Origin of the sequence: Curtobacterium sp. MCLR17_043 (assembly GCF_003224215.1) — a bacterium.
GTDB lineage: Bacteria > Actinomycetota > Actinomycetes > Actinomycetales > Microbacteriaceae > Curtobacterium > Curtobacterium flaccumfaciens.
Genome location: NZ_QKLH01000019.1, coordinates 44,649 through 65,878 on the forward strand (window position 1 = coordinate 44,649; position 21,230 = coordinate 65,878).

Here is a 21,230-nt window from a genome sequence, read left to right on the forward strand (position 1 = left end):
ATCCTGTGGCCTGCCGGGTCGGGACTCGGCCGCGTTGGGGGCGGCCGAGCACCACCCGCCCGGCGTCGCCGTACCGGCATCGTCGCCGCGAACGTTCACTAGGATCGTCCCGTGCTCGTCTTCGCCGCAGTCGTCCTGTTCATCGGCGCCGTCTTCAACGTCGTCACCTGGCCGCGCTTCTTCCAGCGTGTCGCGAAGGACTCCCGTGCCCGCGACGCCGCCGGCAAGCCGACGACGTTCTACACGGTGCACCTCGTGCTCCTGCTCATCGCGCTCGCGATCGCCGTCGCGTCCGTGATCGCCGGGATCCTGCTGCTGGTCTGAGCGCGCCGGGTCGTCGCGGCCCTGGTCCGGACCACCGCCGGACGGGAGGCCCGTGTCGGCGCCGCCACGGGCCTCCCGTCCGCCCCGGTCACCGTCGCGAGCCGCGCTCGCGGGCCGCTTCAGCCCCGCTTCAGCGGGGCACGGCAGGATCGACCCCATGCGTGTGCTGGTGGTCGACGACGAGGTCCGGCTCGCCGACGGCGTGCGCCGCGGCCTCGAGGCCGAGGGATGGGCGGTCGACGTCGCGAACGACGGCGTGGACGGCTTGTGGCACGCGCGCGAGTTCCGCTACGACGCGATCGTGCTCGACCTGATGATGCCCGGCCTGAGCGGCTGGGCCGTGTGCGCGCAGCTCCGCGCCGACGGCGACTGGACCCCCGTGCTCATGCTGACGGCCAAGGACGGCGAGTGGGACCAGGTCGAGGCGCTCGACGCCGGCGCCGACGACTACGTCACCAAGCCGTTCTCGCACCCGGTGCTCGTCGCACGGCTGCGGGCGCTCGTCCGACGGGGTGCCCGCGAGCGCCCCACCGTGCTGACCCTCGGCGACCTGGTCGTCGACCCCGCGGCGCGCACCGTGGCGCGCGGCGAGACCCCCGTCGAGCTGACCAGCCGGGAGTTCGCCGTGCTCGAGTACCTCGCACGGCACCCGGGGCAGGTCCGGTCGAAGCGCGACGTCATCGAGAACGTCTGGGACGTCGACTTCGAGGGCGACCCGAACATCGTCGAGGTGTACGTCGGGCACCTGCGCCGGAAGCTCGACCGGCCGTTCGGGCGTGCCGCGATCGAGACGGTCCGTGGCGCCGGGTACCGCTTGGCGGCGGACGGTGGCTGAGCGGCCGAAGCCCGGTGCGAGCGGAGTCGCGCCGTCCAGGCCACGGCGCGCCCGGTCGGTCCGGGCCCGCACCACGCTCGGCGCCGGGGTCGTCGTCCTCGCTGCGCTGGTGATCGGTGCCGTCGCCTTCGTCGTCGTGCTGCGGCTCGTGCTGCTCGACGGCGTGCGGACCTCGGCCGAGGCGGGTCTCGAGCAGGTGTCCTCCCGGGTCGAGGCGGACGGTGCGTCCGCGGTGACCGGCTACGAGGACGTCCTGGTGCAGGTGATCGGCGACGGCGGGGCGGTCCTGGCGCACGGCGAGGACGCCGACGGGGACGCCCTCCCGACCGCCGACGAGTCCCGGTGGACCCACGACGGCGAACGCTGGCTGCTCGTGGCGGACGACGTGGACCTGCCCGGCGGCGGCGAGGCGACGCTCGTCTACGGCGCCACGCTCGACCAGGCCGACACCGCGGTCCGCACCGCCGTCGTGCTCCTCGCCGTGGGGGTGCCCGTGCTGGTGCTCCTGCTGGTCGCGGTCACCTGGGCCGTCACCGGGCGCTCGCTGCGGCCGGTGGAACGGATGCGCACCGAGGTCGAGACGATCCGGGCGGCCCGTCCGGACGCCCGGGTCGAGGTTCCGGACACCGGCGACGAGGTCGCCCGGCTCGCGAGCACCATGAACGCCATGCTCGATCGCCTCGAACGGTCCGCCGAGAGCCAGCGACGGTTCGTGTCCGATGCCTCCCACGAACTCCGGTCGCCGATCGCGTCGATCCGGCAGCACGCCGAGGTCGCCGTCGCGCACCCGGAGCGGACCGAGGTGGCGGACCTCGCCGACGTCGTGCGGTCCGAGGCGGTGCGCCTGCAGGACCTGGTCACCGGGCTGCTCGAGCTCTCCCGCCTCGACGAGGGCGGGATCCGCACGCGGCGCCCCGTCGACCTCGACGACCTCGCGCTCGACGCGGTGGCCCGCGCGCGGGCACGGTCGACGGCGGGTGTCGCGCCCGAGCGGGACGGCGACGCCCCGGTGGTGCGGGTGGACGGCTCGGCGATCTCGGCAGCGCGGGTCCTCGGCGACGAGCGCGTGTTGGCTGGGGTGGTCCGGAACCTCGTCGACAACGCCGTCCGGCACGCGAGCACACGCGTCGCCGTGTCGCTCACCGAGCACGACGGGTCCGCGGTGCTCACGGTCGACGACGACGGCACCGGCGTCCCCGAGGACGAGCGCGAGCGCGTCTTCGAGCGGTTCGTCCGTCTCGACGAGGCCCGCAGCCGGGACGCCGGCGGCGCGGGGCTCGGCCTCGCCATCGTCCGCGACGCCGTGCGGGCCCACGGCGGCGAGACGACCGTGGTCGCGTCCCCGCTCGGTGGCGCACGGTTCGTCGTCCACATCGCACTCGGCGGCTGAACAGGCGGCTTCAGGGCTGCTTCAGCACCCCGACGCGATGCTCGTCCACATGAACTTCCGTACCCAGCACCAGAAGCCCTCCGCCCGCCGCATCGCCGCGTTCGCCGCCCTGCCGATCGTCGCGGCGCTCGCACTCACCGGGTGCGCCAGCGACGACTCCGACGACGACACCCGCTCGGCCGGCTCCGGCTCGGTCGGCTCGTCGGCGACGGACTCGGCCGGCACCGGCACCGGTGCGTCCGGCGCCGCGTCCGCTGGCTCGAACAAGGCCCTGCTCGCCGCCGTCGCCACCGCACGCGGCGAGGTCGGCTCGGGCACCGTCATCTCGGTCGAGCAGGAGCAGGGCGCATCCGCCTACGAGGTCCTCGTCGTGACCAAGGACGGCACCGAGCACGAGGTGCACACGAACGCCGACGGCACCTCGGTCGCCGGCACCCCGCAGACCGAGGCCGCCGACGCGGACGACAAGGCCGAGCACGAGCGCTTCGTCGCCGCCGCCGACCTGAGCGTCAAGCAGGCCGTCGACGCCTTCCAGGACCTGCACGCGGGGACCGTGACCGAGCTCGGCCTCGACGACCACGTCGGCACGGTCGTCTGGGAGGGCGACGTGCTCGACTCGTCCGGCACCAAGCACAGCGTGCGCATCGACGCCGGCTCCGGTGACGTCGTCACCGACCGCGTCGACACCGACGACTGAGCCGGGCACCCGGGCACCCGGGCAACGGGGCAGCGGGCCCCGGCCCCGGCCCGGGCCCGGCACCGGCGTCCTCAGGACTCCAGCGGCGGGCCGAGCACCTTCCGGATCGCCAGCGCAGCGAGCTGCTCGTCCGGGGTGTCGAGCAGCACCCGGTAGGTGTCCTGCCCGGCGAGGAACTCGACGCAGACGGCGTCCTCGTCGCACGGTCCGAGGCGCCACCCCTGCACCGCGTCCATCGGCACCACCGTGCGCGTCTCGCGCTGGTAGTCGGTCTCGGCCTCGAGACGATCCGCGAACACCCGGAGGCGTCCGTAGGCACCTCGCCAGCTGAGCTGCAGGTCGAGGGTGGGAGAAGGAGAGCGGTCCGGCACCCGCTGATGGTAGCGACGGGTGCCGGACCGCTCGTGTTCGGCGCTGGGGCCTTGCGTTCCGGGGACAAGCGGAGCGCTAGCTCCCGTCGCCGTCGCGTCGCACCGAGGCGGCGGGGTTGCGGACGCCGATCGGGTAGGGGCCCGTGACGCCCTCGCGCAGGGCGGCGATGCGCAGGATGCGGTCACGCTGCAGGAACCAGCCGACGACGAGCAGCGGGATGATGATGACGAGCGACGCGATCGTGTACGTGCCGACCGGGTAGTCGATCGCCATCAGCACGATGACCGAGGCGAGGAACGCCAGGGTCAGCCAGGCGGTGACCGGAGCACCGGGCAGCTTGAACGAGGGTTCCTTCGCGAGCCCCTGCTTGGCCCACTGACGCAGTCGCATCTGGCACAGGATGATCGTGCCCCACGCGGTGATGATGCCGAGGCTGGCGATGTTCAGGGCGATCTCGAACGCCTGGCTCGGGACGAAGTAGTTCAGCACGACGCCCGCGACGGTGAAGGCCGCCGTGAGCAGGATGCCGGCGTAGGGGACGCCGCCCTTCGACATCTTCGTGGTCCACTTCGGCGCCGAACCGTTCATGCCCATCGAGTGCAGCGCGCGTCCGGTGGAGTACAGGCCGGCGTTCAGCGACGACAGGGCGGCGGTGAGCACGACGAAGTTCATGATGCCGCCGACGATCGCGCCGACGTGCGGGTTGCCGAGCGACGAGAAGAACGTCACGAAGGGGCTCTCGCCCTCCTTGTAGGCCGTGTACGGCAGCAGCAGGGAGAGCAGGACGATCGACCCGACGTAGAAGACCGCGATGCGGAAGACGACGGAGTTGATCGCGCGCGGGATGACCTTCTCGGCGTTCTGCGTCTCACCCGATGCCGTGCCGACGAGCTCGATCGCGGCGTAGGCGAAGACGACACCCTGGATCACGATGACCGCGGGGAGCAGCCCGTTCGGGAACAGCCCGCCGTTGTCACCCCAGATCGAGAAGCCGGTCCGGACCGCCTCGCCGCCGGCCTCGACCGGGAACGCGAAGACGAGCCAGATGATCGCGACGACGAGGAACGCCACGAGCGCGGCGACCTTGATCAGGGCGAACCAGAACTCGAGCTCGCCGAACACCTTCACGGCGACCATGTTCGCCGCGAGGACGACGATCAGGGCGATCAGCGCCAGCAGCCACTGCGGCGCCGCGGTGAAGGCCGACCAGTACTGCAGGTAGATCGCGACGGCGGTGGTGTCGACGATCGAGGTCATCGCCCAGTTCTGGAAGTACATCCAGCCGGCGGCGTAGGCGAACTTCTCGCCGTAGAACTCGCGGGCGTACGAGATGAACGACCCCGAGGACGGGCGGTGCAGCACCAGCTCGCCCAGGGCACGCAGGATGAAGAAGGCGAAGATCCCGGCGACCAGGTAGGTCAGCGCGAGCGCGGGGCCCGCGGTGTGCAGGCGTCCACCGGCACCGAGGAAGAGGCCGGTGCCGATCGCGCCGCCGATCGCGATCATCTGCAGTTGCCGGGGCTTCAGACCGTGCTGGTAGCCCTCCTGCTCGTGCGAGAAGTCGTTCGCCGGCGCTCGGTTGCCACCCGTGTCGTTCTGCGCTGTCATGCGAGAGAACCTACATGCGCACCGGACCGGGGCGTCACGCAAACCCCGGTTCGGGCGAACCGCAGCTGCTGAACGTCCGCACAGCCGACAGCGGCCCAATCCTGAACGACGACCGTCGTCCGTTGCTTGCATGGAGGGATGGACATCCTCCTCCGACTCCTCGTCGCGATCGGGTTCGCCCTGCTCGTCACCGCCGTCGTCGCCCTCGTCCTGCACCTGGTCCTCCGGGCGATCGCACGCCGGGAACGGTGGGCCGGCGTGCTCTCGCGCCGGACGAGGCACCCCTTCCGCACGGTGCTGCTGGTGGTCCTGCTCTGGATCGCCTTCACGTCGAGCATCCCGCGGAACGCCGACGCCTACCCCTGGCGGGACGAGGTCGTGCACGGCTTCCTCATCGTCACGATCGCGGTCGGTTGCTGGCTCGCGTGCCAGGTCGCGATCTTCCTCGAGGACCTCGGGCTGCACCGCTTCCGCATCGACGTGCCCGACAACCGGCAGGCGCGTCGGATCCGCACCCAGGTGCTCATCATCCGGCGGCTCACCGTCGCCGTGCTCGTCATCATCGCGGTCGGGGCGATCCTGTTGACCTTCGACGGGGTCGAGGCAGCCGGCGCGAGCGTGCTCGCCAGTGCCGGCCTCATCTCCGTGGTCGCGGGCCTCGCCGCGCAGTCCACGCTCGGCAACGTGTTCGCCGGCATGCAGCTGGCGTTCTCCGGGTCGATCCGCGTCGACGACGTCGTCGTGGTCGAGCAGCAGTGGGGACGGATCGAGGAGATCACGCTGACCTACGTCGTCGTGCACCTGTGGGACGACCGTCGGTTCGTGCTGCCGTCGACGTACTTCACGAGCACGCCGTTCGAGAACTGGACCCGGACCGGCAGCGAACTGCTCGGTGCCGTCGAGTTCGACCTCGACTGGCGGGTGAGCCCGGCCGACATGCGGGCGGAGCTCGACCGGATCCTCGACACCTCGACGATCTGGGACCGCCGCGTCAAGGTGCTGCAGGTCACCGATGCCGTCGGGGGACTGGTCCGGGTCCGCATCCTCGTGACCGCGCCCGATGCCGGCGGCCTGTTCGACCTCCGCTGCTACGTCCGCGAGGAGATGGTCGAGTGGATCCAGCGCACCCACCCGGACGCCCTGCCGGTCCAGCGGGTGCAGCTCACCCAGCCGGGTGCGGCGGCACCGCGCCGCCGCGGACGCCCGGCAGAGGGGGACTCGCAGCTGTTCGGTGACGACGAGCGCGGCGCGCTCTTCACCGGACCGATCCAGACCTCCGGCATCCCGGAGTCCGAGCGCTGACCCGCTTCCGGGGCCAGCCGGCCCCGGGACGGCTGCGGTGGACGACACGGACGACGGACGGGAGGCCCGATGCCAGCTGGCACCGGGCCTCCCGTCCGTCACGGGGTCGCGTCGGGACCTACTGGCGCGCCTTGACCGCGCGGTCGTCCTCGACGACCGTGCCGATCGCCACGATCGTCGTGGCGAGCCACGCGACCCAAGTCAGCGCGAGCCGCCAGTCACGCGGTCCCTGGCGGGTGGTCTGCAGCACGCTGTAGCCGCTGATGAGCGAACTCCACACCGCACCGTTGAACATGAACTTGCGCACAGAGGCCTCCTGTCGTCGTGCTGACAACGCTACCGGCCCGTACATTGGAGCGCCGCCGGTCACCCTGCCGCGGTGTCTGCCGGAGGAGTGTTCGTGCGTCAAGCGGTGATCGGTGCGGCCCTGCTCGTGGTCGGCGCGGTCTGCGTCGTGTTCGGGCTGCTGCCCCTCGACGACCTGGCCGTGCTCGCCGACCGGGTCCTGCCGGTCCTCGGGTTCGTGCTCGGGCTGACCGTCGTCGCCGAGCTCGCCGCGGACGCGGGGGTGTTCGACCGCCTCGCCGACGTTGCCGCCCGGGTCGGTGGCGGGCGCACGATCGGCCTCTGGGGCGCGGTCGTCGTGCTCGCCGTGCTCTGCACCGTCTTCCTGTCGATCGACACCACCGCGGTGCTCCTCACCCCCATCGTGATCTCGCTCGCACGGCGTGTGGGACTGCCCCCGATGCCGTTCGCCCTGACCACGGTCTGGCTCGCGAACACGGCCTCGATGCTGCTGCCGGTCTCGAACCTGACGAACCTGCTCGCCGTCGACCGGATGGGGCTCGGCGGCCCGCTGCCGTTCGCCGGGCTGATGGCCTGGCCCGCGGTCGCCGGGGTGGTCGTGCCGTGCGTCGTCCTGCTCGTGGTGTTCCGCGGCAAGCTGTTCGGCCGCTACTCGCCGGTGTCCGTCCGCACGCCGAAGGACCCGGTGTTCTTCTGGGCGGCCTCCGCGGTGCTCGTCGCCCTCGTCGTCGCCCTGACGGCCGGGGTGACCGTGTGGATCGCCGCGGTCCTGGCCGCCGTGGTGCTCGTCGTGGTCGCGGCGTTCCGGTCACCGTCCGAACTCCGGGTGTCCCGCGTGCCGTGGTCGACCCTGCTGTTCGCCGCCGGGCTCTTCGTGGTGGTCGAGGCGCTGCACACGACGGGCATCACCGACCCGATCGTGCACGCGCTGCAGGGCGGCACCGGGACCGGCCCACTGCTGCTGCTCGGCGGTGCGGGCGCGGTCGCAGCGAACGGCATCGACAACCTGCCGGCGTACCTGGTGCTCGAACCGGCCGCCGGGCACGAGGCCGTCCGGTACGCGGCGCTGCTCATCGGCGTCAACGCCGGCTGCCTCATCACGCCGTGGGCCTCGCTCGCGACGCTGCTGTGGCACGCACGGCTGTCGGCCGAGGGCGTGCACCTGTCCTGGGGCCGGTACATGGCGCTCGGGTGCGTCGTCGCGCCGCTCACCGTCGTCGCCGGGGTCCTGGCGCTCGCGCTCTGACGCCGGCGGAGCCCGGTGCCGAGCCGGTCCCGAGCCGGTGCCGGTGCCGTGCGCGGTCAGAGCCAGTCGCGGGTCTTGAAGACGCGGTAGAGCACGAGCGACGACGCGGTGATGATCGCGAGCGAGGCCCAGAGACCACTCCAGGCGCCCTCGCCCGGGAACTTCACGTTCTGCCCGAAGAAGCTCGTCACACCGGTCGGGATCGCGATGATCGCCGCCCAGCTCGTGACCTTCTTCATGACGGTGTTCTGCCGGTTCGACGCCAGGTTCAGAGTCGTGTCGAGCACGCTCGACACGGCGTCACGGAGCTGTTCGACGGAGTCGGCGATCGAGACCAGGTGGTCCTCGACGTCGCGGAAGTACGGCCGGATGCCGTTCGAGATCGTCTCCGCGTCACCGTGCAGCAACGAGGCGACGCTGTCCCGCGTCGGGACGACCAGCCGCCGGAGCACCCCGAGGGTCTTGCGGAGCCGGAACGACCGCCGCTGAATCTGCTGCTCGCTGGGGTCGCCCGGTTCGAACAGGTCGTCCTCGAGCGCATCGATCTGCCGCTCGAGGTCCTCGACGGTGTCGGTGGCCCGGTCGACGACCGCGTCGAGCAGCGCCCAGACGAGCCAGGGCACGCCGTGTTCGGCGATGTCGGAGTTCGCCGTGAGCCGGTGTTCCATCGGGGTGGTGTCGACGTCGGACCCGTGGATGGTGACGAGCGCCCGTTCGGTGACGAAGGCCTTGACCTCGTGCGTGATCAGGTCACCCTCGTCGTCCGTGCCGCCCACGTCGTAGACGACCAGGAACAGGCTGTCCCGGTACCGGTCGAGCTTCGGTCGCTGTCCGTGCTCGACGGCGTCCTCGACCGCGAGCGCGTGGATGCCGAGCTCCTCCTCGATCTGCTCGAGGTCCGCCGACGTCGGGTCCGTGTAGTCGATCCAGACGAAGGTGTCCGGATCGGCGACGAGGTCGGAGATCCGGTCGACGGGGAAGTCCCGCTCGACCGTGTCGCCCCTGCACCACGCCCGTGTCCTGACCATGCTCGCCAGCCTACTGAGACGGCCGACCCGGGAGATCCCGGGTCGGCCGTCGTGGTGCTGCGGAGCCGCTCGGTCGGCTCCTGCTCAGTAGGCGGAGACGAGCTTGCCGTCCTCCACCTTCAGGTACTGGTTCACACTGAACGAGTCCTCGCCGCGCTTCTTGTCACCCAGGTACGAGGTGTAGCCGTACGAGACGCTCCCGTCCTTCGTGCTCGTCACCATCACGGTGCCGGCGCGCGACGCCTCGACCTCCAGCTCGGGCATCGACGTGACGTCGTACTGCACGCCGCCGTCGGCGTCGTAGGGCCCGTACCAGGGGCAGCCGCTCAGCGCCCGGAGCTCGGTCTTCTCGGCGCAGTCGTCGATGAGGTCGGTCACGTACTGCTCGGCGTCCTGCTCGAGTGCCTTGGTCGCCTTCGGCGCGAAGTCGACGTAGCCCGACGTGACCGCGCCCACGGCGACCTTCTCGGTGCCGCCGGTGAAGTACTTCGTCCCGCCGACCGAGACCTGGTAGGTGCCGGGGTAGGCGAGGGACGTGAACTTGCCGTCGCTGATCTTCCCGATCTCCTTGCCGCCGACGGTCACCGGAGCGCCCTCGAGGACGTCGGAGGCCGTCAGGGTGACCTGCTGGGCCAGCGGCTGCGTGACACGCCACTCGTCCTTCACCAGGAACGAGGTGCCCGTGCGCCGCAGCGACACCTGGCCGGAGCGGTTCTTGCCGTCCTGGGTGTAGCTCAGGGTGGCGATGGCGGTGTCACCGGTCCGGGCGACCCGGCCGACGCGGATGTCCGACGGGCGGTCCTTCGCGCTCCCGAGGACCTTCGAGTCGAGCATCGCCGCGTCGTCGGGGATCTCGCTCAGGTCGGCGGCGGTGTCGGCGTCGCCGCTGGCGATGGCCTGCACGTAGGACTTCACGGTCGGGGCCGGACCCCAGACGTTGGCGCGGAGGACGCTCGTCGTGACCGCACCGGCGATGACGACGACGATGACGGCGCCACCGGCGATGAGCGAACGGACCAGGATCTTCTTGGCCCGCGGGGACATCGGTGCCGGAGCCGGGGCACCACCGCCGATGAACGGCTGCGACCCGTCGGCCGGTTGTGCGCCGTACGGGGGCTGCGTGCCGTAGGGCGGCTGCGACCCGGCCGCCGGCTGCGCGCCGGAGATCGACTGCACGCCGTACGCGGGTTCCTGGGCAGGCCCGGCCGGCGGGTACGGCACGTGCTGGTCAGCGGCCGGGGGAGTGTTCCACGCGGCGGCAGCCGGCGCATCCGCGGCGACTGGCGCGCCGGGTGCAACGGGAGCGCTGGGCGCACCCTGGGCTGCGGCGGGCCCGGCCTGGCCGGCGGCGGGCCCGGCCTGGCCGGCGGCGGGCCCGGCCGGGAACGCCGGCGGCAGGACGGGGCGGGGGTCCGCTCCGACCAGGCGGGACGTCCGGAGCACCACGGCTCCGCCGAGGCGGGGCAGGAGCACCGGGGCGAGGTACCGGGCGACGACCTCGATCGCGCCGCCCCACAGGGCGAAGACGATCGGCGTCCACGGCGTGATGCCGATCGACCCCGAGCCGTCCACGGAGCTCGTGCTGCTCACCTGGTACGAGACGACGCCGGTGCCGAGGACGAAGCAGAGCAGACCGAGTGCGAACCACACCAGCGGCGTGACGACCCAGTCGAGCGTGGTGCGGATCCGGTCGTTGCGACGGACGGCGAGGGCGAGCCCGGCCGCGACCGAGGTGACGACGACGAACAGCACGACGAGCCAGGTCCAGCCGCCGGCTCCGCCGAACACCGAGGCGGTGTCGCTGGCGGACCCGAAGCCGGACGTCCCCACACCACCGAAGAACCCGAGCGCGGTCAGTCCGATCGCGACGTTGCCGAGCAGCAGCGGCAACGCGGAGCCGTAGGACGGCTGGGCGATCAGGGCGACGACGATGACGACGAGGGTGACCAGCACGACGAGGACCGTGAGCTGCGACGCGGCGACCCGGAGCGTGCCGAGCAGCCGGGCGGCGAAGACGTTGCGCCCGGCGAGGACGGAGGGCCGGGCGAGGAGTGCCGCCAGGGCCCCGATGACGAACGCACCGATGATGCTGCCGAGACCGACGGCGTGCACCGGCTCGATGACCGCGCCGGACACCGACGGGAACCGGATCGCGAAGAGGCCAGCGGCGACGTTCGTGAGCACGGTGGTGACGAGGCCGGAGACCACCGCGGTGACGAGCACCTGCGTGCGGCCGAGGCCACGCGTGCGGATCCGGCGGGTGAGCACGACGGCCAGGACGACCTGCGCGGCGAGCACCAGCGCGGGCACCACGGCGAGCGAGCCCGAGCCGGAACCGAGGAACCCGATCGACCCGGACAGGTGCAGTCGGCCGAGGTCGGCGAGGGCCACGAGCTGCGCCGGCGCACCGAGCAGGACGCTCACGCCGGAGAGCAGCGACTCCACGTCGGGGGCCGAGCCCGCGCCGAGGTCGGTGCCGGACCCGGCGGACGGAGCGGCCGACCCGCTGCCGCCCGACGCGAGCAGTCCGACGGTGATGAGCAGCGAGAGCCCGGCGACGACGTACGCCGCGACCCAGCCGCCGACGGCGGCGAGCACGGCCGCCAGCCAGTCGCGACCGGACACGGACCGCAGGAAGCGACCGAACGCATCGGACGGCTGCGCGGCGGGGGCGGGCTGACCCGACCACTGCTGCGGGCCTCCAGGCTGCTGCTGCCAGGCGGGCTGGCCGTTCCAGGCGGGCTGGCCGGCACCGGGCTGGCCCGAAGCGGGCTGGCCCGATCCGGGCTGGCCGGCACCGGGCTGGCCCGGACCGGGCTGCGACGGCGGGACGGGCTGGTTGGGCGGGTTCTCGCTCACGGCTGGGGGTCCTCTCCGACCGGGAGGCCGGCGCCGCACTCCAGCACCCGTGTCCCCCCGACACGTGCCTGCAGCGTAGCGGAACCGCCGATCCGCCGTGAATGCGCTGTCCCCACGCTGGTAACTTCAGCAGCGCGCCCGGCGCACCACGCCGGCCGTCGCACCCGTCGCACCCGACGCACGACGCACCGACGCACCCGGCCCCGGCCGGGCGGAACGGAGATCACACCACCCCATGCCTGCAGACCGCACCGAACAGACCCGCTACTCGTTCGTCGTCGCCTCCAACCGACTCCCGGTGGACCGCGTCGTCGACCAGGACGGCAACGAGGGCTGGCGGCACTCGCCGGGTGGCCTCGTGACCGCCCTCGAACCCGTGATGCGCGCGAACGACGGAGCCTGGGTCGGCTGGGTGGGGCAGGCCGAGGTCGAGGTCGCACCGTTCGACAACGAGGGCATCCACATCGTCCCCGTCCCGCTCTCCGACGACGACGTCGAGGAGTACTACGAGGGCTTCAGCAACGACACGCTCTGGCCGCTGTACCACGACGTCATCGAGCACCCGAGCTACCACCGTGACTGGTGGAACGCGTACAAGCGCGTGAACGAGCGCTTCGCCGCGCAGATCGCCGAGATCGTCGAGCAGGACGGCATCGTCTGGGTGCAGGACTACCAGCTGCAGCTCGTGCCGGCCCTGCTCCGCGCCAAGCGCCCCGACCTGACGATCGGCTTCTTCAACCACATCCCGTTCCCGCCGGTCGGCATCTACGCGCAGCTGCCGTGGCGTGCGCAGATCCTCGACGGACTGCTCGGCGCCGACGTCATCGGCTTCCAGCGCCACGACGACGCCAGCGACTTCCTCCGAGCGGTCCGCCACATCAAGGGCTACACGACCAAGGGCACCACGATCGACGTCCCGGTGGACGATCCGGCAGCCCCGCGCAGCCGCAAGGGCATCACGGTCCGCCACGTCGAGGCCAGGCACTTCCCGATCTCCATCGACGCCGAGAGCTTCGAGGCGATCGCCCGCAAGCCCGAGGTGCAGGAGCGTGCGCGCGAGATCCGCGAGAGCCTCGGCAACCCGAAGACGGTGCTGCTCGGCGTCGACCGGCTCGACTACACCAAGGGCATCCGCCACCGCATCAAGGCCTTCGGCGAGCTGGTGGAGGACGGCCGCATCGCGGTCGAGGACGCAACCCTGATCCAGGTCGCGAGCCCGAGCCGCGAGCGTGTCGACTCGTACGCGGCGCTCCGCGACGAGATCGAGCTGAGCGTCGGCCGCATCAACGGCGACCTCGGCGTCATCGGCCACCAGCCGATCTCGTACCTGCACCACGGCTACCCGCGCGAGGAGATGGTGGCGCTCTACCTGGCCGCCGACATCATGCTCGTCACCGCACTGCGCGACGGCATGAACCTCGTCGCGAAGGAGTACGTCGCCGCCCGCTTCGACAACGACGGGGTGCTCATCCTGTCCGAGTTCGCCGGTGCCGCCGACGAGCTCAAGCAGGCCGTGATCGTCAACCCGCACGACATCGGTGCGCTCAAGGACTCGATCGAACGCGCCATCCAGATGCCGCGTCGCGAGCGGTCGACGCGCATGCGCGCGCTCCGCAAGCGCGTCCGCGACAACGACGTGGCGCGCTGGTCGCGCTCGTTCCTCGAGGCGCTCGACCGGCACGCGCCGCGGAACGCCCAGATCGACCCGTCCGCCGCCGACCCGCGCGAACAGCACCGCGAGGCGCAGACCGACAACATGTCGATCTTCGACCAGGACGCCCAGTCCGCCAGGGCTGCCGAGGACACCCGGGAGGCACGTGATGACTGAGACCACCACCGACCAGTCCGCCATCGACGCGGCCCTCGAGACGCTCGCGGCTGCGCCGCGACTGATCGTCGCCCTCGACTTCGACGGCACGCTGGCCCCCTTCGCCGACGACCCCTCGCAGGTCGGGGCGCTGCCCGGGTCGTGGGCCGCGGTCCTGACCCTGCACCGTGCGAAGGACACCGAGGTGGTGCTCGTGTCGGGGCGTCCCCTCGGCAGCCTGGCCGCGGTGACCCACGCGCCGGAGGACATGGCGCTCGTCGGTTCGCACGGCGTCGAGTGGCGCGTGGACGGCCACGACGAGGCCGCGCTCAGTGACGACGAGGTCGAGCGTGTGGCACGGATCGGTGCGGCGCTCGACGAGGTCGGCGAACGGTTCCCGGGCGTCGTCATCGAGCACAAGCCCGCCGGGCACGGGGTGCACACACGCCGTGTCTCCGCCGAGGTCGCGGCCGAGGCGAACGCGGCGGCGAGCCGCGCGGCGCACGAGGCCGACCCCGAGGTGCTCGAGCGCGGTGGCAAGGACATCGTCGAGTTCGCGGTGCGACACGTCACGAAGGGCGACGCGATCGCCCGGCTCCGCGAGCTGCACGGTGCCGACGCGGTGTTCTTCGCCGGCGACGACGTCACCGACGAGGACGCCTTCCGCGTGCTCGGCGACGGCGACGTCGGGGTGAAGGTCGGGCCGGGCCAGACCCGGGCCGGGTACCGCATCGCCGACCCGGCGGCCCTGACCGGGGTCCTGAAGCAGCTGGCGAGGCTCCGCGCCACCCGCTGATCGCGGCCCCCGAGCATGAGAATGCACGGGGGTGCACGGCTGGTATCCCAAAGCGTCCTAGACTCATCCCATGCCTGATATCGACGTCAAGCCGCGCAGCCGGGTCGTCACCGACGGGATCGAAGCAACCACCTCGCGTGGCATGCTGCGGGCCGTCGGTATGGGAGACGAGGACTGGAGCAAGCCGCAGATCGGCATCGCGTCCTCGTGGAACGAGATCACGCCGTGCAACCTGTCGCTCGACCGCCTCGCACAGGGTGCGAAGGAGGGCGTGCACTCCGGTGGCGGATACCCCCTGCAGTTCGGCACCATTTCCGTCTCGGACGGCATCTCGATGGGCCACGAGGGCATGCACTTCTCCCTCGTCTCGCGTGAGGTCATCGCGGACAGCGTCGAGACCGTCGTCAACGCGGAGCGCCTCGACGGCACCGTCCTGCTCGCCGGCTGCGACAAGTCGCTCCCCGGCATGCTGATGGCCGCCGCGCGACTCGACCTGGCGAGCGTGTTCCTCTACGCCGGTTCGGTCATGCCGGGCTACGTGAAGCAGGCCGACGGCACGATGAAGGAAGTCACGATCATCGACTCCTTCGAGGGCGTCGGTGCCTGCAAGGCCGGCACCATGAGCGAGGAAGAGCTCAAGAAGATCGAGTGCGCCATCGTCCCGGGCGAGGGCGCCTGCGGTGGCATGTACACGGCGAACACGATGGCCTCCGTCGCCGAGGCCCTCGGCATGTCGCTCCCGGGCTCCGCCGCTCCGCCGAGCGCCGACCGTCGCCGTGACTACTACGCGCACCGCTCGGGCGAGGCCGTGGTGAACATGCTCGAGCACGGCATCACCGCCCGCCAGATCCTCACCAAGGAAGCCTTCGAGAACGCGATCGCCGTCGCGATGGCCCTCGGCGGTTCGACCAACGTCATCCTGCACCTGCTCGCGATCGCCTACGAGGCCGAGGTCGAGCTGTCGCTGGACGACTTCAACCGCATCGGTTCCAAGGTCCCGCACCTGGCCGACATGAAGCCCTTCGGCAAGTACGTCATGGTCGACGTCGACCGGAACGGCGGCATCCCCGTGATCATGAAGGCGCTGCTCGACGCGGGCCTGCTGCACGGCGACTGCATGACCGTGACGGGCAAGACCGTCGCCGAGAACCTGGCCGAGATCGACCCGCCGGCACTCGACGGCGAGGTCTTCCGCACGCTCGACAACCCGATCCACGAGACCGGTGGCCTGACCGTCCTGCAGGGCTCCTTCGCCCCCGAGGGTGCGGTGGTGAAGACGGCGGGCTTCGACGCCTCCGTCTTCGAGGGCCCCGCCCGCGTGTTCGACCGCGAACGTGCGGCGATGGACGCCCTGACCGAGGGCAAGATCGAGAAGGGCGACGTCGTCGTCATCCGCTACGAGGGCCCCAAGGGCGGCCCGGGCATGCGTGAGATGCTCGCCATCACCGCGGCCATCAAGGGCGCGGGCCTCGGCAAGGATGTACTACTCTTGACCGACGGTCGATTCTCAGGCGGCACAACCGGCCTGTGCATCGGCCACATCGCACCGGAAGCAGTGGACGCAGGTCCAGTCGCTTTCGTTCGTGATGGCGACCGCATCCGTGTCGACATCGCGGCTCGCTCGCTCGACCTACTGGTCGACCCGGCCGAGCTGGAGGCCCGCCGTGACGGCTGGGCCCCGCTGCCCCCGCGCTACACCCGCGGAGTCCTCGCGAAGTACGCCAAGCTCGTGAAGTCCGCCGCCCAGGGCGCGGTCACGGGCTAGCGTCCGACACCCGCACCACCGCCACCACTCAGGCAAGGACCACTCATGCCCACGGAAGCAACTCCGTTGTCCGCGGCCGCCGGTGCACGCCGGTCGCCGGAGATCCTCACCGGCTCGGGAGCCGTCCTCCGGACGCTCGAGCACCTCGGGATCACCGACGTCTTCGGCCTGCCCGGCGGCGCGATCATCCCGTTCTACGACGAGCTGATGGCGTCGACCACGATCCGCCACATCCTCGTCCGTCACGAGCAGGGCGCCGGCCACGCCGCCGAGGGCTACGCCTCGTCGTCCGGCAAGGTCGGCGTCGCCATCGCGACGTCCGGCCCCGGTGCGACGAACCTCGTCACGGCCATCGCCGACGCCTACATGGACTCGGTGCCGTTCATCGCGATCACCGGTCAGGTGTTCTCGACGCTGATGGGCACCGACGCGTTCCAGGAAGCCGACATCGTCGGCATCACGATGCCCATCACGAAGCACTCGTTCCTGGTCACCGACCCGGCCGACGTGCCGGCGACCCTCGCCGCGGCGCACCTCATCGCGACGACCGGTCGGCCCGGCCCCGTGCTGGTCGACATCACGAAGGACGCCCAGCAGAAGTCGGCGCCCTACGTGTGGCCGCCCAAGATCGACCTGCCCGGCTACCGCCCGGTGACCAAGGCGCACGGCAAGCAGATCACCGCGGCCGCGCAGCTGCTGTCCGAGTCGAAGCGCCCGGTGCTCTACGTCGGCGGCGGGGTCATCCGCTCCCGCGCGACCGCCGAGCTCCTCCGCTTCGCCGAGGCGACCGGTGCGCCGGTGGTCACGACCCTGATGGCGCGCGGCGCGTTCCCGGACTCGCACCCGCAGCACCTCGGCATGCCCGGCATGCACGGCACGGTGCCCGCGGTGCTCGGCCTGCAGGACAGCGACCTCATCGTCGCCCTCGGTGCCCGCTTCGACGACCGCGTGACGGGCAAGGCCGACGAGTTCGCGCCGGACGCCAAGGTCGTGCACGTCGACATCGACCCGGCCGAGATCTCGAAGATCCGCTTCGCCGACGTCCCGATCGTCGGTGACGCCCGCGAGGTCCTGGTCGACCTGCTCGACGCCTGGGGTGGCATCGCGGTGGAGGACCGCGCGTCGACCGACGAGTGGTGGGCGAAGCTCCACCAGCTCAAGACCGACTTCCCGCTCGGGTACGCCGAGCCGACCGACGGACTCCTCGCGCCGCAGGGCATCATCAAGCGCATCGGTGAGCTCTCCGGTCCCGAGGCCGTCTACGCCTCCGGTGTCGGCCAGCACCAGATGTGGTCCGCGCAGTTCATCAAGTACGAGCGGCCCAACGCCTGGCTCAACTCCGGCGGTGCCGGCACCATGGGCTACTCGGTCCCCGCGGCGATGGGTGCGAAGGTCGCCCAGCCGGACCGCGTGGTCTGGGCGATCGACGGCGACGGCTGCTTCCAGATGACGAACCAGGAACTCGCCACCTGCGTGATCAACGACATCCCGATCAAGGTCGCGATCATCAACAACTCGTCGCTCGGCATGGTCCGGCAGTGGCAGACGCTGTTCTACGACGGCCGGCACTCCTTCACCGACCTCGAGACGGGGCACGCCTCGCGCCGTGTGCCGGACTTCGTGAAGCTGGCCGACGCGTACGGTGCCCTCGGCATCCGGGTCGAGAAGGCCGACGAGGTCGACGCCGCGATCGAGCTCGCCCTCGCGACCAACGACCGCCCGGTGGTGATCGACTTCGTCGTGAGCCGTGACTCGATGGTCTGGCCGATGGTCCCGCAGGGCGTCAGCAACTCGTCCATCGAGTACGCCCAGGCACTCGCGCCCACCTGGGACGACGAGGACGCCGACATGACGGGAGAAACCGCATGAGCCACGTCCTCTCCCTCCTCGTGGAGGACAAGCCCGGTCTGCTGACCCGCGTCGCCGGACTCTTCGCCCGTCGCGGCTTCAACATCGAGTCGCTCGCCGTCGGCAACACCGAGGTGGACGGCCTCAGCCGGATCACGGTCGTCGTCGACGTCGAGGACCTCCCGCTGGAACAGGTGACGAAGCAGCTCAACAAGCTGGTGAACGTCATCAAGATCGTCGAACTGGACTTCTCGCAGTCGGTCCAGCGCGAGCACATGCTCGTGAAGGTGCGCGTCGACAACCAGACGCGCTCGGCGGTGCTCGAAGCAGTGAACCTGTTCCGTGCCCAGGTCGTCGACGTGGCGACCGACTCCCTGATCGTCGAGGTGACCGGCGACCCCGGCAAGATCCAGGCGATCCTCCGCGTGCTCGAGCCCTACGGCGTCAAGGAGCTCGCCCGCGCGGGCCTCCTCGGCATGGGCCGCGGACCGAAGAGCATCACCGACCGGGTGCGCTGAGCGCCCGTCACACCCTTCCCGGGCGCCGATGGTGCCCGGCACCGACCACAGAACCAAGGAGACACACCCTCGTGACTGACATCGTGTACGACGCCGACGCCGACCTGACGCTCATCCAGGGCAAGAAGGTCGCCGTCATCGGCTACGGCTCGCAGGGCCACGCCCACGCCCTCAACCTCCGTGACTCGGGTGTCGAGGTGAAGATCGGCCTGCAGGAGGGCTCGAAGAGCCGGCAGAAGGCCGAAGAGGCGGGCTTCGAGGTCCACACGCCGGGCGACGCCACCGCCTGGGCCGACGTCGTCGTCATCCTCGCGCCGGACCAGGTCCAGCGCATCGTCTACGCCGAGGACATCCGCCCGAACCTCAAGCCGGGCGCGACGCTCGTCTTCGGCCACGGCTTCAACATCCGCTTCGGCTACATCGAGGCGCCCGAGGGTGTCGACGTGTCGCTCGTCGCGCCGAAGGGCCCGGGCCACACCGTCCGTCGCGAGTACGAAGCCGGCCGTGGCGTCCCCGTGATCGTCGCCGTCGAGGTCGACGCGTCCGGTTCCGCCTGGGACCTCGCGTGGTCGTACTCCAAGGCGATCGGTGGCCTCCGCTCCGGCGGCATCAAGACGACCTTCACCGAGGAGACCGAGACCGACCTGTTCGGCGAGCAGGCCGTCCTCTGCGGTGGCACCTCGCAGCTCATCCAGTACGGCTTCGAGACCCTGGTCGAGGCGGGCTACCAGCCGCAGATCGCCTACTTCGAGGTCCTGCACGAGCTCAAGCTCATCGTCGACCTCATCTGGGAGGGCGGCCTCACCAAGCAGCGCTGGTCGATCTCCGACACCGCCGAGTTCGGTGACTACGTCTCCGGCCCGCGCGTGATCTCGCCGGACGTCAAGGAGAACATGAAGGCGGTGCTCGCGGACATCCAGAACGGTGCCTTCGCGAAGCGCTTCATCGAGGACCAGGACGCCGGCGCACCGGAGTTCAAGGCGCTCCGTGCCAAGGGCGAGGGCCACCCGATCGAGGCCACCGGCCGTGAGCTCCGCGCGCTCTTCGCGTGGAAGCAGAACGACGGCGACTACGTGGACGGCTCGGCCGCGCGGTAGTCTTCCGAGAACCACTCGACCTGCGAGGCGGCGGTGCACCTGCACCGCCGCCTCGCGATGTGACCCGAACGTTATGCAGCAGCTCTTCTCCAGCCCCGACGCCGCGGACCGGCGTCCCTCCGCCGTGCGCGCGGTCGATTCCCGACACCCGTCGGCCGTGCTGCGCACCCGCGGTCAGGACCGCCCCGACCAGCATGGGATGATCGTTCGATGGCGGTGACGAAGCGAGCGGTCCACATCGGCGCCGGCAAGATCGGGCGCGGGTTCGTGGGCCAGTTCCTCGTGGCGAGCGGCTACGAGCTCACCTTCGTCGACGTCGACGAACGCGTGGTCTCGGCCCTGAACGAAGCCGGCCGGTTCGTGGTGCACGAGGTCGGCGAGATGCCGGTCGAGCACCTCGTCTACGGGTTCCGCGCGCTCAGCAGCAAGACCGACCGCGAGCGTGTGGTGCAGGCCATCGCCGAGGCGGACGTCGTGACCACCGCCGTGGGGGCCCGGACCCTCCCGCTCGTCGCGCCGCTCATCGCCGAGGGCCTCGCGGCACGCCCGCTCGAGCGCGGCGACGTCACGATCGTCGCCTGCGAGAACGCGTTCAACGCGACCGACTCGCTGCACGCCAGCATCCGCCGCGCCCCGATCCTCGAAGACCGCGACATCGCCGCCGTCTTCGCGAACTGCGCGATCGACCGCATCGTCCCGGACCAGTCCGGTGTGCTCGGTCAGTCCGGCGGCCTCGACGTCGTGCTCGAACCGTTCTACGAGTGGGTCATCGAGCGCACCCCGTTCCTGGGCTCCGACGCCGAACCGCCGACGATCGAGGGCGTCACCTGGGTCGACGACCTGCAGCCGTTCGTCGAGCGCAAGCTCTACACGGTCAACACGGCGCACGCCACCGCCGCCTACCACGGCTACGTGCGGGGCATCCGGCTCATCCGCGAAGCACTCGAGGACGACGCCGTCCGCGCCGAGGTCGACGGGGTGCTCGCCGAGACCACCGCACTGCTGATCGCGAAGCACGGCTTCGACCCCGAGGACCACGCGCGCTACGTCGCCGCGAACCTCTCCCGCATCGCGAACCCGCACCTGCCGGACTCCACCGCGCGCGTCGGCCGCAACCCGCTCCGCAAGCTCGGCCGTCGTGAACGCTTCGTCGGCCCGGCGTCGCAGCTCGCCGAGCGCGGCCTGCCCGTGGAGCACCTGCTCGGTGCCGTCCGTGTGGCGCTCGCGTTCGACGACGAGAACGACCCGGAGTCGATCGAGCTGCACGCACTCCTGCGTTCCGGGGCGACCGCGCACGCGCTGACCGAGATCCTCACGGGCCTGATGGAGAGCCACCCGCTCTTCCCGGCCGTCCGCGACGTCGTCGCAGAGGTCCTCGCGACGCAGCCGGCCGACGTCTGACCTCGGCTTCCCGGCCGTCGCTGGTCCTCCC

18 protein-coding genes are annotated in these 21,230 nt (G+C 71.2%); 13 read left to right on the forward strand and 5 right to left on the reverse strand.

Annotation, left to right across the window (positions count from 1 at the left end):
• Positions 1-111 precede the first annotated feature (111 nt).
• From DEJ03_RS15960 to DEJ03_RS15975, 4 genes are all read left to right on the forward strand, one after another.
• Entirely contained in the window at positions 112-324 is a 213-nt protein-coding gene (locus DEJ03_RS15960; protein ID WP_027466517.1) for an SCO4848 family membrane protein, read from the forward strand.
• A gap of 157 nt (positions 325-481) precedes the next feature.
• Positions 482-1,159: a response regulator transcription factor gene (locus tag DEJ03_RS15965; protein WP_110865386.1), complete on the forward strand. Its 678-nt coding sequence runs from the start codon at positions 482-484 to the stop codon at positions 1,157-1,159.
• Entirely contained in the window at positions 1,152-2,549 is a 1,398-nt protein-coding gene (locus DEJ03_RS15970) for a cell wall metabolism sensor histidine kinase WalK (RefSeq protein ID WP_110865387.1), read from the forward strand. Before DEJ03_RS15965 ends, DEJ03_RS15970 begins: the two co-directional genes overlap by 8 nt.
• A 49-nt stretch (positions 2,550-2,598) precedes the next feature.
• The gene (locus DEJ03_RS15975) at positions 2,599-3,246 is read left to right on the forward strand and encodes a PepSY domain-containing protein (RefSeq protein WP_181422757.1); all 648 of its coding nucleotides are present in this window, start codon (positions 2,599-2,601) and stop codon (positions 3,244-3,246) included.
• Between the two features lie 71 nt (positions 3,247-3,317).
• Here the strand turns inward: DEJ03_RS15975 and DEJ03_RS15980 are convergent, their stop codons facing one another.
• Together DEJ03_RS15980 and DEJ03_RS15985 are read right to left on the reverse strand one after the other, a co-directional pair.
• Complete coding sequence (locus tag DEJ03_RS15980) at positions 3,318-3,617, reverse strand: hypothetical protein (RefSeq protein ID WP_146237762.1); 300 nt, start codon at positions 3,615-3,617, stop codon at positions 3,318-3,320.
• A gap of 76 nt (positions 3,618-3,693) precedes the next feature.
• Entirely contained in the window at positions 3,694-5,226 is a 1,533-nt protein-coding gene (locus DEJ03_RS15985) for an amino acid permease (RefSeq protein ID WP_110865390.1), read from the reverse strand.
• A 138-nt stretch (positions 5,227-5,364) separates the two neighbouring features.
• Here DEJ03_RS15985 and DEJ03_RS15990 point away from each other — a divergent pair, with 138 nt between their 5' ends.
• Positions 5,365-6,528, forward strand: a complete 1,164-nt coding sequence (locus DEJ03_RS15990; protein WP_110865391.1) for a mechanosensitive ion channel family protein — start codon at positions 5,365-5,367, stop codon at positions 6,526-6,528.
• A 118-nt stretch (positions 6,529-6,646) separates the two neighbouring features.
• Here DEJ03_RS15990 and DEJ03_RS15995 read toward each other — a convergent pair whose 3' ends face one another.
• Positions 6,647-6,835, reverse strand: a complete 189-nt coding sequence (locus DEJ03_RS15995) for a hypothetical protein (RefSeq protein ID WP_027466522.1) — start codon at positions 6,833-6,835, stop codon at positions 6,647-6,649.
• A 93-nt stretch (positions 6,836-6,928) separates the two neighbouring features.
• On the opposite strand from DEJ03_RS15995, the gene DEJ03_RS16000 reads away from it, so the two are divergent.
• Positions 6,929-8,080, forward strand: coding sequence for an SLC13 family permease (locus DEJ03_RS16000; RefSeq protein ID WP_110865404.1), 1,152 nt, complete (start codon positions 6,929-6,931; stop codon positions 8,078-8,080).
• 56 nt (positions 8,081-8,136) lie between these two features.
• Here DEJ03_RS16000 and DEJ03_RS16005 read toward each other — a convergent pair whose 3' ends face one another.
• Both DEJ03_RS16005 and DEJ03_RS16010 read right to left on the reverse strand, forming a co-directional pair.
• The gene (locus tag DEJ03_RS16005) at positions 8,137-9,108 is read right to left on the reverse strand and encodes a magnesium transporter CorA family protein (protein WP_110865392.1); all 972 of its coding nucleotides are present in this window, start codon (positions 9,106-9,108) and stop codon (positions 8,137-8,139) included.
• 84 nt (positions 9,109-9,192) lie between these two features.
• Positions 9,193-11,967, reverse strand: coding sequence for a hypothetical protein (locus DEJ03_RS16010; RefSeq protein WP_110865393.1), 2,775 nt, complete (start codon positions 11,965-11,967; stop codon positions 9,193-9,195).
• 235 nt (positions 11,968-12,202) lie between these two features.
• On the opposite strand from DEJ03_RS16010, the gene otsA reads away from it, so the two are divergent.
• The 7 genes from otsA to DEJ03_RS16045 all read left to right on the forward strand — a co-directional run bounded on the left by otsA (position 12,203) and on the right by DEJ03_RS16045 (position 21,199).
• Positions 12,203-13,795 carry an alpha,alpha-trehalose-phosphate synthase (UDP-forming) gene (gene otsA / locus DEJ03_RS16015; RefSeq protein WP_071405817.1) on the forward strand — a complete coding sequence of 531 codons (1,593 nt, stop codon included), beginning with the start codon at positions 12,203-12,205 and terminating at the stop codon, positions 13,793-13,795.
• Positions 13,788-14,570, forward strand: a complete 783-nt coding sequence (gene otsB / locus DEJ03_RS16020) for a trehalose-phosphatase (RefSeq protein WP_110865394.1) — start codon at positions 13,788-13,790, stop codon at positions 14,568-14,570. The genes otsA and otsB overlap by 8 nt, the downstream gene beginning before the upstream one ends.
• 70 nt (positions 14,571-14,640) lie before the next feature.
• Entirely contained in the window at positions 14,641-16,335 is a 1,695-nt protein-coding gene (gene ilvD, locus DEJ03_RS16025; RefSeq protein ID WP_071405815.1) for a dihydroxy-acid dehydratase, read from the forward strand.
• Positions 16,336-16,380: 45 nt separating this feature from the next.
• Positions 16,381-18,204, forward strand: coding sequence for an acetolactate synthase large subunit (locus DEJ03_RS16030; RefSeq protein ID WP_027466529.1), 1,824 nt, complete (start codon positions 16,381-16,383; stop codon positions 18,202-18,204).
• On the forward strand, positions 18,201-18,701 hold the full coding sequence (gene ilvN / locus DEJ03_RS16035; protein WP_017888842.1) for an acetolactate synthase small subunit: 501 nt from the start codon (positions 18,201-18,203) through the stop codon (positions 18,699-18,701). The genes DEJ03_RS16030 and ilvN overlap by 4 nt, the downstream gene beginning before the upstream one ends.
• 71 nt (positions 18,702-18,772) lie before the next feature.
• Complete coding sequence (gene ilvC / locus DEJ03_RS16040) at positions 18,773-19,798, forward strand: ketol-acid reductoisomerase (protein WP_027466530.1); 1,026 nt, start codon at positions 18,773-18,775, stop codon at positions 19,796-19,798.
• Positions 19,799-20,008: 210 nt separating this feature from the next.
• Entirely contained in the window at positions 20,009-21,199 is a 1,191-nt protein-coding gene (locus tag DEJ03_RS16045) for a mannitol-1-phosphate 5-dehydrogenase (RefSeq protein WP_071405813.1), read from the forward strand.
• The last annotated feature ends 31 nt before the right edge of the window (positions 21,200-21,230 follow it).